General features: G+C 50.7%; 11 protein-coding genes (1 of these 11 only partly in view). All 11 read right to left on the bottom strand.

Annotated elements, in window-relative coordinates:
• On the bottom strand, positions 1-1,241 hold the 5' portion of the coding sequence (locus PJDR2_RS05670; protein ID WP_265525163.1) for a glycosyl hydrolase family 18 protein. 469 nt of this gene lie to the left of the window's left edge; only the first 1,241 of its 1,710 coding nucleotides appear in the window; the start codon lies at positions 1,239-1,241; its stop codon lies beyond the left edge, outside the window.
• A gap of 167 nt (positions 1,242-1,408) precedes the next feature.
• Positions 1,409-1,843 (bottom strand): peroxide-responsive transcriptional repressor PerR, encoded by a 435-nt coding sequence (perR, locus tag PJDR2_RS05665; protein ID WP_015842720.1) that lies wholly within the window; start codon positions 1,841-1,843, stop codon positions 1,409-1,411.
• A 75-nt stretch (positions 1,844-1,918) separates the two neighbouring features.
• Positions 1,919-3,775 carry a DUF6677 family protein gene (locus PJDR2_RS05660; RefSeq protein WP_015842719.1) on the bottom strand — a complete coding sequence of 619 codons (1,857 nt, stop codon included), beginning with the start codon at positions 3,773-3,775 and terminating at the stop codon, positions 1,919-1,921.
• On the bottom strand, positions 3,757-4,398 hold the full coding sequence (locus PJDR2_RS05655; RefSeq protein WP_049790118.1) for an MgtC/SapB family protein: 642 nt from the start codon (positions 4,396-4,398) through the stop codon (positions 3,757-3,759). Before PJDR2_RS05655 ends, PJDR2_RS05660 begins: the two co-directional genes overlap by 19 nt.
• 185 nt (positions 4,399-4,583) lie before the next feature.
• A complete protein-coding gene (gene gatB, locus PJDR2_RS05650; protein ID WP_015842717.1) occupies positions 4,584-6,026 on the bottom strand; it encodes an Asp-tRNA(Asn)/Glu-tRNA(Gln) amidotransferase subunit GatB in 1,443 nt (480 codons plus the stop codon).
• A 14-nt stretch (positions 6,027-6,040) separates the two neighbouring features.
• Positions 6,041-7,501: an Asp-tRNA(Asn)/Glu-tRNA(Gln) amidotransferase subunit GatA gene (gene gatA / locus PJDR2_RS05645; RefSeq protein ID WP_015842716.1), complete on the bottom strand. Its 1,461-nt coding sequence runs from the start codon at positions 7,499-7,501 to the stop codon at positions 6,041-6,043.
• Positions 7,502-7,533: 32 nt separating this feature from the next.
• Positions 7,534-7,821 (bottom strand): Asp-tRNA(Asn)/Glu-tRNA(Gln) amidotransferase subunit GatC, encoded by a 288-nt coding sequence (gatC, locus tag PJDR2_RS05640; RefSeq protein ID WP_015842715.1) that lies wholly within the window; start codon positions 7,819-7,821, stop codon positions 7,534-7,536.
• Between the two features lie 141 nt (positions 7,822-7,962).
• Positions 7,963-8,343: a hypothetical protein gene (locus PJDR2_RS05635; RefSeq protein ID WP_015842714.1), complete on the bottom strand. Its 381-nt coding sequence runs from the start codon at positions 8,341-8,343 to the stop codon at positions 7,963-7,965.
• 98 nt (positions 8,344-8,441) lie between these two features.
• Positions 8,442-9,878: a PH domain-containing protein gene (locus PJDR2_RS05630; protein ID WP_015842713.1), complete on the bottom strand. Its 1,437-nt coding sequence runs from the start codon at positions 9,876-9,878 to the stop codon at positions 8,442-8,444.
• Positions 9,871-10,350, bottom strand: a complete 480-nt coding sequence (locus PJDR2_RS05625) for a PH domain-containing protein (protein WP_015842712.1) — start codon at positions 10,348-10,350, stop codon at positions 9,871-9,873. Before PJDR2_RS05625 ends, PJDR2_RS05630 begins: the two co-directional genes overlap by 8 nt.
• A gap of 28 nt (positions 10,351-10,378) precedes the next feature.
• On the bottom strand, positions 10,379-11,605 hold the full coding sequence (locus tag PJDR2_RS05620) for a M24 family metallopeptidase (protein ID WP_015842711.1): 1,227 nt from the start codon (positions 11,603-11,605) through the stop codon (positions 10,379-10,381).
• Positions 11,606-11,657: the final 52 nt, after the last annotated feature.

The raw sequence follows: 11,657 nt of genomic DNA, 5'->3' as shown, positions 1-11,657 counted from the left end.
TGTCCAAGTGCCGAGCGGTCAAGGAATAAGGACCACAGCTCGCTGTTGGATTTCGGCGTTACGTCAATCGATACCACAAGCCCCTGTTCATGGAAAAGAGGAGTAAGCTCTCTTACGAATTGAACCAGATTGGCTTTATCGGACGTACGAACGTTCTCGAAATCGATATTAATGCCTTGCAGATGATACGTCTCTGCAAAAGCGAGCAGCTGACGGATCATTTTAAAGCGCGTATCGGCCTTAGCCAAAGCTTCCGTTGTTTGATCGGGCTCAAAGCCATTGCTGAATAACGCCCATACCTGCATCCCTTGATTATGCGCCCACCGCACATAAGCCGGATCAGCCTTGCCCTTAATCGTTCCCTTCCCATCCTGAAGCTCAAACCAGGTTGGACTTACAACATTAACTCCTTTTAGAGTACCTATCGAATCCGGAGCCGGATTTTTCTCATATACGGCTTCCCAGGTGAGATTAATTTTGCTTCCAAGCACTTTCCAAGGTATAAACGCCTCTTCCTTGGCTGCTTGAGGAACCTTTTCTATGCTGGCCAGCTCCACATTGGACTTCTGCATATATCCGAGCTGCCCCTGCGGACCCTGCACGAATAACCATCCATGTTCCTCGCCCCATATCCGGACCGTTTCGCCTTGAGGTACTTTTTCAGCGATTGGAGAATGGATGCTTGTCTTGGTCCGTATCGCGCTGCCTTTGGATTTTAACGCCTTTCCTTGCTGAATAGATTCCCCTGCCTGGAGTAAAATAACGATGCCGGAATCGGCCTTGTATTCTGTCTTGAGGCCGTAAAGTTCTTCAAGCGGCGTAATCGGTATATAAACGGCATCATCTTTGGTCTGTGCCGCGATATGCAATTCGTATGGCTTCTGATTGAGCTCTGCCGTCAAAGCATCCGTCTTCAGCCGCAATACTTTATTGGTCGTTGTCAAAATAATGGAGCCGGTCTCCGCTTCATAATATACAGGCTCGTCCGGCCCAAGCGCCTTTTGCAAAGCGGATATCGGAAGCATGACTTCATCATTTTGTATAAAGGCTCCTTGATCCATGATTTCGCCTTGATAGGTTATCGGATGTGCCATTCCGTAGTCAGGAACCGTAATATGCTGATTCGGGATAAACTTCATGTAAATAAACCAAACGCCCATCGCTGCTGCGATAAATAACAGGAACAGCATCGTATACCATGCTCCCCCGCCCTTTCGGCGGCGCGGCGCTCTGGTGTACATCGTCTCCAATTGCTCACTCTCCTAAAAAGAATTGTCACCCAAAATGGCCGAATTAGGGCCGTTTGTGATGATTCTTTCAGTCACCTTTAAAAAAAGGCGTGCAAATCAGCGAATTACCGCATCTATGCACGCCTTATTCCATCTTGACTTTATACAACTTAACCATTTTACGCTCTAGCCGTCTCACTGCAGCTGGAGCATACTCCGTAAATCTCCATACGATGCCCTTCAACCATAAAACCGGTCTTGTTGGATGCAACCCGCTCAACTTCAAGCAGCGGCGGGTATTCAAAATCTACGATCTGGCCGCAGCTTTTGCAAATCGCATGGTAATGGTCGGACAAATCCGCATCAAATCGGCTGGAATCGTCACCGTAGGTTAATTCGCGAACTAGACCCGCTTCGACAAATAACCTCAAGTTATTATATATCGTAGCCACGCTCATACTCGGAAAATTCGGAGACAGCGACTTATAGATTTCATCGGCTGTCGGATGTGACATTGAGCCCATCAAATAACTCAATATGGCGTGACGTTGCGGGGTCATACGGACGCCATTCATCTTCAATTGTTCAATTGCTTCGGTAACGCTGGCTCCCATTCCCCTCACGCCTTTCTTTTACTAGATAGAACTATTGTACGTTCATTCAAAATGGTTTGTCAATGAAAGCGCTCATCAACCCGCCTCATTCATCTGTATGTAAATACTGTTAGTCGCATTCACCTGAATTCGGTAAGTACCTGAACCTATGGTTCCACGAACGGTTTTCTTGTTCACCGTAAGCGGTAAATCGGTTGTAATGCTTCCAAACGTTACCGAACCAAATACGGAATAATCCCCTGCTGCCGGAACGCGGAGCTTAATCTCTCCAACCGTGCTGTCCAAATCCCAATCCCCGCCAACTGTCTCGCTAGCCAGCTCGATATTTCCGTTTAACGTAGAAGCTTTGACCTCTCCGGATACTTCCTTCATGGCAATCTTTCCGTTTTTCGTGTCCGCTCCCACGCTTCCGGTAATACCGCTTAGTGTCATGGCTCCATTCCAGGTTTCTGCAGTCAGATTGCCATTCAGCGCATCTGCAGTAATCGCACCATTCTTTGTCGACAATTCGGCATCGCCCGTTACGGTTTGGAGTTTAATCCCTCCATTCAGACCGTGGACCACCAGGGGCCCTTTAATCTGCTCGGCATCAATATCGCCATTATCGCTCTTTAGCTGGACTCCGCCGGGTGCATTCAATCCGCTCGCCGTAACAGGGCCGTTATTGACATCAACCGTTATGGCCATCTGGGGAACGGAGTTCCTTTCCGATTCGTTTAACGGAGTCTCCGTTGCGTTCAAATCCGACTCCGAGTTCGAGTTCTTATCCGAGCTTGGATCCGCAGAAGGTATGCCTGCGCTATCCTCAGGATCCTGAGCCGTAACGGTTGTCTGCGGAACCGTAACGACGATATTTATGCGCGGTTTACGGCTTCCGTTCGTACCGTACGGCTCGCCTTTCGCCGTTATCGTCATCGAATCGGCATCCGACACTCTTTCTACGGCCGACTTATCCGCAATTTGTTCGGCTGCCTGTTCATCTGTTACATCCACCCATATCTCGGTATCAATAACGAGCTGATCCGTGCCGCCGCCACGCACCGTAACTTTCCCGTTCGGATTGGAAATTTTGAGCTTGGATATGGCCGCAGCGTCAAAAGGCACCGTATCCGTCTCTTTTACAAATTTAAAGCCCTTCTCTTCGCCGTAGTCCGGTGTGCCGTTCAAATCAACATACTGGTCAAGCCAGCGAAACGGAAGCTCCGCGTATTGGGTCACCGTAAAAGCAACGACGGATATAACAATAGCGATAATGGCGCCTATAAAATCAAACCGCAGCTTTCTCGCCGCTTTCCGGTAAACGATGCTATAGATGATAATCTCGGCTCCAAGCAAAATAAATACGGCAGGCCACCACTTGCCTAATAAGGCAACATCATTCCGGCCCTTCACCTGATCCCATAAGAGCAGGCCGCCGACTGCAATAATAAAAACGGCGGCTGTGAACCGCCCCAATCGAAACATGGACCGATCTCCCTTCACTCGCGAAAACCATAAAACTAGCGCCACCGCCGTCAGAAACGGTCCTACCGCCATTTCCGCCAAATCATCCATCCACGGAATAAGCGCCGCGGGCGGGTCGGTCAGAATAAACAGCAGTGCACCGGCAGCCATAATTAACAGGCCGATTACCGGCGACAATTGATCCGTTGATCCATCTCTGGCATCAGCCCTGGTCTGCAAGGCATCAAACACGCTGACAAAATAATACACGGGCAGCGTAATCCCCAAATAAACAATAAAGAGCAGATGCCTTGCTGCATTCGCATCTGCCAGCCTGATAATAGCAGCTATATCAAGAACTAGACCGGCGGTCAGGAGCAGTCCCCTCTGATAACGCCCCGTATATAAATGCCCGGCTCCGGGGAGCACAAATGCGAGTAATAAGGTAAGAAGTCTGCTCTTTGGCCGATCTAATCCGAGCTCACGCAATGCACGCCCTCCATCTGCTTGATTTGTTCCAATAAAACTAATAACGATTCATTTTTCGGCAGCTGCACGGTCAAATGAAGCATAAACTGCTGCACGCCCTGCTCGTGCTTCGCGCTTTCCTCCAGCATGACCTTACGGATCATAATCTGCTTCTCGGTCAGCAAAGCGTTTAGCGTTAGGACAATGGTGGACTGTTCATCTGCCTGAACGATTAATTTGTGCTCCCGCTTCGTGCTGATGTATCTTTTCTCCAGCTTATTGAAAGCCCAAAGAATAAGAAGTACCAGCACGGTTGAGGTTACCGCGGCAAAATAAAATCCGGCGCCTACCGCAAGTCCGATTGCCGATACCACCCACAAGGAAGCCGCCGTTGTCAGCCCCGTAATGGACTTGCCCGTAAACATAATAGTACCCGCTCCGAGAAACCCGACACCCGTAATAACAGCTGCCGCCAGACGGGCGGGATCGACCCGGACATTCGTCTCATTAACAAAAGAAGAAAAACCATATATCGATAAGAGCATTAACAAACAAGAACCGATACATACCAAAATGTTCGTGCGCAACCCTGCCGCATGATTCGACTGTTCGCGCTCGAGGCCGATCAGTCCGCCGAGGAGCATGGCGAGAAGCAATCTTAGCCCGAGATGAAGCTCATTAATGTACCATGGATTCGCGAGATCATGACCCAAGTGGCAGCACAACCTTTCATCATGATAATTGTACCATATTAGTATGCATATGGACCTGCATTCCATGAAAAGACGCCGCCCATCACTTTGGATGAGCGGCGTCAAAAAATCGGCAATTAGGCTTTCAGACGTTCAAGCAGAAGCTTATTCACGAGAGCCGGATTCGCTTTGCCTTTTGTCTCTTTCATAATTTGGCCGACCAGGAATCCGATCGCTTTGTCTTTGCCTGCTTTAAAGTCTTCCACCGATTGCGGATTCGCTTGGATGATCTGATCCACTACGGCTACAAGCGCGCCTTCGTCGCTGATTTGGACGAGACCTTGCTCTTCAACGATCTGCTGCGGCAGCTTACCGGATTCCAGCATCGCCTTGAAGACCGTCTTCGCGATCTTGCTGCTGATGGTGCCCTTCTCGAGCAGTCCAATCATCTCTCCAAGACCTTGGCCGGTAATCTTCACTTCGGAAAGTTCCAGGCTGTTCGCGTTCAGATAACCAAGCAGATCACCCATAATCCAGTTGGACACCGCTTTAGCATCCTTTGTATAGTTCAGGCTTTCCTCAAAGAAATCTGCAAGCTTCTTCGAAGAAGTAATAACTTCCGCGTCATAGGAAGGCAAGCCGTAATCGCTTGTGTAACGGGCCTTGCGCGCATCCGGCAGCTCCGGAATCGAAGCGCGGACACGATCTTTCCATTCCTGGCTGATGTTGAGGCGAACCAGGTCAGGATCCGGGAAGTAACGGTAATCATGCGATTCTTCCTTGCCGCGCATCGAGAAGGTTTTGCCCAGCGTATCATCAAAGCGGCGTGTCTCCTGTACAACTAGGCCGCCTTCATTCAGAATCTCAGCCTGGCGGATTTGTTCATATTCAAGACCGCGCTGAACGCCGCGGAACGAGTTCATGTTCTTCAGCTCGGCGCGAGTGCCAAGCTTCTCCTGCCCGTAAGGACGAAGACTGATGTTAGCGTCGCAGCGGAGGCTGCCCTCCTCCATCTTCACGTCCGATACTTCGCAGTACAGCATAATCGCTTTCAGCTTCTCAAGGTAAGCCTTCGCTTCTTCCGGCGTACGGATGTCCGGCTCGGATACGATCTCGACAAGCGGCGTACCGACGCGGTTGAAGTCAACAAGCGAAGCATATCCCCCGTCAACGTGAGTCAACTTGCCGGCGTCTTCCTCCAAATGGAGGCGGGTAATCCCGATCCGTTTGGTCTCGCCGTTTACTTCGATATCGATCCAGCCGTTCTCGCCGATTGGCTGATCGAATTGCGAGATCTGATACGCTTTTGGCGAATCCGGGTAGAAATAGTTTTTACGGTCGAATTTGCTAATATCCGCAATTTCGCAGTTAAGCGCCATTGCCGCTTTCATCGCGTATTCGACAGCTTGCTTGTTCAAGACGGGCAGAACGCCCGGGTGCCCGAGACATACCGGGCATGTATGAGTATTGGCCGGAGCTCCAAAGGCTGTGGAGCAGCCACAGAAAATTTTACTGTTGGTATGCAGCTCCACGTGTACTTCTAGACCAACTACCGTTTCGTATTGAGTCGATTCAGACATCGTAATTTCTCCCTTCACCCTAGCTGCGGCCGTAATTTATGGAATTCGGTTTGCTGCTCAAACGCATGAGCCGCACGCAGCACGGTCGATTCATCAAAGGCCTTGCCGATGATTTGCAGGCCGATAGGCATGCCGTCCGCCGTTCCGCATGGAACGCTGATTGCCGGAATGCCCGCAAGGCTTACCGGAATCGTACAAATATCGTTTAGGTACATCGTCAGCGGATCGCCAACCTGCTCGCCAATCTTGAAGGCGGTTGTCGGAGCCGTAGGGCCGATGATGATATCGTATTGGTTGAAGACATTATCGAAGTCCTGCTTGATCAGCGTACGGACCTTCTGCGCTTTCAGGTAATAGGCATCGTAATAACCGGAGCTAAGCGCATACGTACCCAGCATGATCCGGCGTTTCACTTCCGGGCCAAAGCCTTGGCTGCGCGATTTGCGGTACAGGTCGATCAGGTTCTCCGGGTTGTCCGCGCGAACGCCGTAACGGACGCCGTCAAAACGCGCCAGGTTGGACGAAGCTTCCGAGGAAGCGAGCAGATAGTAAGTCGCAATCGCATATTCGGTATGCGGAAGCGATACTTCCTCCCAGGTTGCGCCCATGCTTTCGAAGGTTTTGAGAGCCTGCATAACGGCTTCCTTCACCTTAGGATCGATACCTTCGCCCAGATATTCTCTAGGCACGCCAATGCGAAGACCCTTCACATCGCCCGTAAGAGCACTGGTGTAGTCCGGAATATCAACGTTAGCGGATGTCGAATCCTTCTCGTCGTAACCCGCGATCGCTTGCAGCACGTAAGCGGAATCTTCAACATTTTTCGTGAGCGGACCGATCTGATCCAATGAAGAAGCAAACGCTACGAGACCAAAGCGGGATACCAGGCCGTATGTCGGCTTGAGGCCAACAATGCCGCAGTAGGCAGCCGGCTGACGAATTGAACCGCCTGTATCGGAGCCAAGGGAGAAGTAGACTTGTCCCGCAGCAACCGAAGCCGCAGAGCCGCCGCTCGAACCGCCCGGAACGTATTCCGGATTCCAAGGGTTGCGCGTCGGATAGTAGCTGGAGTTCTCGTTCGAGCCGCCCATCGCGAACTCGTCCATGTTCAGCTTGCCGATCGTAACCGACTGAGCGGATTTCAGCTTGGAAACCGTTGTTGCATCATAAATCGGATTATAGTTGCTCAGGAATTGGCTCGCGCATGTTGTAAGCAGCCCTTCCGTTACAATGTTATCCTTTACGCCGGACGGCAAGCCAAACAGAAGGCCGCGCTCGCCGCCCTCCAGAAGCTGCTTGTCCAGGCTATCCGCCTGGCGGCGGGCATTCTCTTCATTTAATGTAAGGAAAGCCTTAATCGTTTCGTCTGTCTCCGCAATCCGGCGGTAAGAAGCATCCACCAAATCGGAAACCGTCAATTCTTTGTTATTGAGCTTGCTATGTACATCCTGTAGGCGTAAATCAAACAGTGACAACAGCAGTTCCTCCCTTCAAATACCCGTAAGTTCTATTCCAGTACAGCCGGCACTTTGATCTGGCCGTCTTCTTCATCCGGTGCGTTAAGCAACACTTTCTCAATCGGAAGCGATTCGCGGGTAATATCTTCCCGCATCACGTTCGTGATCGGCAGCACATGGCTGGTCGGCTCTACATTGTCCGTATCCAGGCTGTCCAGCTTTTCCGCATATTTCAGGATCGCATTCAGCTGTCCCGTAAATTGTTCTTTTTCTTCATTCGAGAGCTCCAGCCGCGCCAAATTCGCAACATGCTCAACGTCTTTAATCGTAATGCTCATGGATGCTTCGTCCTCCCTTTCAAGCCTTCTACTCATTCCTCCTATTATAGCTTATAATCGCCATTTCACAAAGTGGTCAGGCAGGTAAAAAGAAACGGAGCCTCTCCCGGTAAGGGATAAGCTCCGCTTGGATGATTGCCGTTATATCCACGCCTTCAGATTAACCTGGCGAATAAAGTCTTCCGTTGTTTGGTTCTCGCCGCCGGTATTGTCCTTCTCCTCGGGCTTTTCTTCGCCCTTTACAATCCGGTTGAACAACTCTTCGTTAAATGTGGCCAGCGCGTAATCAATCAGCGCCTCCCGTTCGATCCGGTCAACTTCTTCCTGCAGCAGTACTTCCTCCAATTCAACATCCTCGTCCGGTACAAGGAAATTGCGGTTAGCCGCAGGCACTCTTACCACATAATCAAACACATTGTCCGGATTGCGGTCGTAAGCGATTATATAACCTGACTCCCCAAGAGGGAGATTTTGCTCGAATTGGTCAGCGATAATAACAACTTTTGCCCCTAAACTCAGCATTGTGTTCACTCCTGTCTATCAGCCGCTGTCTATCTCTATTATCCTACTAAAAAATAATAGCGGTGTCCAATTGCAAGGAGCAGACGACTGCCCCCTTCTTATTTTCCGGATGGATGCCGGCTGTACCAGCGCCATACCTTCTCAACATCCTCCCGCTCGAGACAATATACGCGGTAAGCCTGAAGGCTGCCCAGCACATGCGCCGAGACCGTCAGCAGCCGTCTTTTCTGCTGTCCTCTCGTCCGCCTTGTAGCCATAGATACAATTTGAGGCCTACGCATGTAATAAGTCATTCTCGTCAGGCTTCGCTTGCGGAGGGTTAACTGTCCGTCCTCCAAGTTCATGCCTGCCGCCGATAGGCAGCTCCAGCTCCACGCTGCGGCAAGGGGAAGCAGAATTAGAGACCATAGCCCAGGGATATGGAAAAAGTAGATGAAGACGGCACAGAGGAGAATCGTAACGAGCTGCCCTTTCCAAACGTAGTCGAAAAAAGCCCGTTTCGGCGCGGCTGTTCTAATCTCTGCAGCTGTAAACTGCGGCACAAAGCAGGCCAAAACGGATTGAAGCGATGCTACGGGAATAAACGGATGCAGCATCAACCGCTCCATTTTATCCGAGGAGATGACCTGCAGTTGAATTTGGGCAAATCCGATCCATTGATGGAGAAGCCCTTCCGCTACGATAACCGCCTGCACCTTGCGGGCATCAAAATGATGAACTTTTTTCTCCAGGAGGCCGTAAGAAATCGAGATTTGCTCATCCTGTTTATTTGCGGTAAACCCGGTAAACTTAATAACATACAAAACAAGAGACAAAAGCCAGGCGACGGCAAGCCCGCATACCGCGATAACCGCTATAACGGCATAGTTTGGATCTACGCTGGTTGATTCCTTATAGAGCGTGGAATAAAGATTCGGGGCCAGCTCGTTAATGAAATCATCCGCCAGGGAGATAATCCCCGCGATAAAAGCGACAACCAGACCAAAATTAAGGGAGGTCGCGGCAGCAAGCAGCAGCTGGCCCGGGGTTAACTGATAGTTAAGGAGAACCGGCTGCTCCTGTACGATTGCCTCCGCCGGTTGATCATGAGGAGCCAGCAGAAGCTTCTGCAGCTGTCTAGCATCCTTCTCGGTCAGAGCCGCGAGAATCCCGTCAGCCTTCTTGTTGCCTCCGGGAGTCTCGATCTTGACCTGCGTAACGCCAAACAGCCGCTGCAGAATAGGCTGCTCGAGGTTAACCGAATGAATCCGGCCAAAGTAGATTGTCTTCTCGTCTCTGAACAGGATTCCTTTGCGGATGACGATCCGGTCATCCTCCACGGTAAAGGAAAATTTCCGCCAGCCAAATAAGCCAAGAAACATAAGCAAGGTTACGGCAGCGAGAATTCCAAGATAGACATAGCCGTTTACTCCCGACCAATTCACGCCCTGCAGCAAGGTAATAATGATGAGCGGCAGCAGCCCTTTAACCGTGTTGAATAACGGGAACAGGATATAAATCGGATGCAGCCTGCGCGGCTTGTTTCTCTTAATCATCCTGATCATCTACTTTCGCAAGCTGGCCGATCCGCCTCTTCAGAAAATGCGCTTCGCTTTGCTTGAGGCCGCTGATTCTGTGCGTGGTTGCCGCGGTTACAACCGCAACGCTGGCAAGCTGGTATTTGCGCATGAGCGGTCCGCTCTCCAGCTCCACATGCTGGACGCGCACCATCGGAACAAGGACATTGCGAATCACGATAAGCCCGGATTTGATCTCCAGCTCCTCGTCAAACAGCTCATATTGAAAACGCCGGTATTTGACCTCGGGAAAAAACCATACAAACAACACAGCCGAGAGACTTACAACCGCCAGCCCGATTAAGCCCGGGATGTAAGTCCAATGCTTCCATGCCGCAAACGTCAGATAGGCGATAACAATCACGTAAAGCACAAGATGCGTAATAAGCGAGCTTAATCGATACACGGTGATGTAATCACGGTGAAGCCTCTTTGATAATAGACGGTCCATTCCCGCAAAGCCCCCTTGGCATACCTGTTTATGGCAGTTTGATTAGTCCTTCTCTGGTGAATGTCAAAGCCCGCGGGCGGCCGTCCGTAATCAAATAGCTGTTCTCAATACCGACTACACCTTCACCGGGAAACGTAAACTTCGGTTCAACGGCGATCACCATTCCCGCTTCCAGCGGAATATCAAACCCTTTGGCAAGAACCGGCCATTCATCGATCTCAAGCCCGATTCCATGCCCAAGGAATTTAGCCTGGTCAGCGCCATAGCCCATAAAATGCGGTGAAAGTCCCTCTTCATCCGCCTGCTCGAGAGCTCTAGCATACAGAGCCGAACAGATCGCCCCCTGCACCATTCCGTTCTCCGCTTTCCGGATAATGGCTTCGGATACGTTATACGCACGAGCCAGCTTCTCCGGCAATTCTCCGATAACAGCAGTACGGGTCTGATCAATCACATAACCATCGATACAGCAGCCGATATCCATCAAAATAGGCTCATTCCGTTCAATCGCTTTGCGGCTGACGCTTTGCGGCGATGTCGCTCCAAGGCCAAGCCCGCCGGCAGGACCATCGAAATACGTGGGAACAGCGGCTGCAGACCCCGCGATAAACATACCCGTCGCAATTTCCTGATTATACCCCCGCATCCTCATCAAGCCGATATGTCCTCTAATACGCAGCTCATATTCAACGCGTGCCATCCATTCCAATTCCGTTACGCCCGGCTTCAAGAAATTAAGCGCCTCGTTCAGCGCCTCGTCAACTACAGCGGCTGCCGATTCAAACCGGCTGATCTCAAGCGGTGATTTGATCATCCGTTGTCTTCTAATGATGGCCGAACCATCAACGACCGGGCCTGAACCGGCAGCCTGCAGCAATTCGGAAAGCTTCAGATAGGTTAGAGCCGGAAGCACGTCGAGATCTGCCGCAACAGCAGCCGGCTTCCCCGTACCGGCTTTAAAAACTTGAGAAAATTCCCGTGCCAACGTCTCGCCAAACAGACGGAATGCCCCAAGCTCCTTCACGGAAATACCGCTTTCCAGCTTAGCCCGCTCAAGGCTCCTTTTCACAAAGAAAACCGGTTCCCCATGCGACGGAATAAAGGCATATCCGTTCTGCATAGAGCCGGTATAATAATAAAGATCTATGTTTTGGGTCAGAAGAAACCCGTCCATCGCCGAGGCGCGCATCGCTTCCTGCAGCTTGGTAATCCTTTCTTGCACAACTTCCTCAGAAATATCTTTTTTAATCTCCATTCGAAGCCAACTCCTAACTTCCATATTCCCCCTTTATTAGATCAATTTTATG

This window comes from Paenibacillus sp. JDR-2 (assembly GCF_000023585.1).
Lineage (GTDB): Bacteria > Bacillota > Bacilli > Paenibacillales > Paenibacillaceae > Pristimantibacillus.
This window is presented reverse-complemented; position numbering and strand designations above follow the sequence as displayed.

Coding starts and splice junctions, on each gene's coding strand:
- perR (WP_015842720.1), bottom strand. CDS start 1,843: ATGGGAGCCAGCGTTACCGAAGCAATTGAACAATTGAAGATGAATGGC.
- PJDR2_RS05655 (WP_049790118.1), bottom strand. CDS start 4,398: ATGCTCCTCGGCGGACTGATCGGCCTCGAGCGCGAACAGTCGAATCAT.
- gatB (WP_015842717.1), bottom strand. CDS start 6,026: ATGTCTGAATCGACTCAATACGAAACGGTAGTTGGTCTAGAAGTACAC.
- gatC (WP_015842715.1), bottom strand. CDS start 7,821: ATGAGCATTACGATTAAAGACGTTGAGCATGTTGCGAATTTGGCGCGG.
- PJDR2_RS05635 (WP_015842714.1), bottom strand. CDS start 8,343: ATGCTGAGTTTAGGGGCAAAAGTTGTTATTATCGCTGACCAATTCGAG.
- PJDR2_RS05630 (WP_015842713.1), bottom strand. CDS start 9,878: ATGATTAAGAGAAACAAGCCGCGCAGGCTGCATCCGATTTATATCCTG.
- PJDR2_RS05625 (WP_015842712.1), bottom strand. CDS start 10,350: ATGGACCGTCTATTATCAAAGAGGCTTCACCGTGATTACATCACCGTG.
- PJDR2_RS05620 (WP_015842711.1), bottom strand. CDS start 11,605: ATGGAGATTAAAAAAGATATTTCTGAGGAAGTTGTGCAAGAAAGGATT.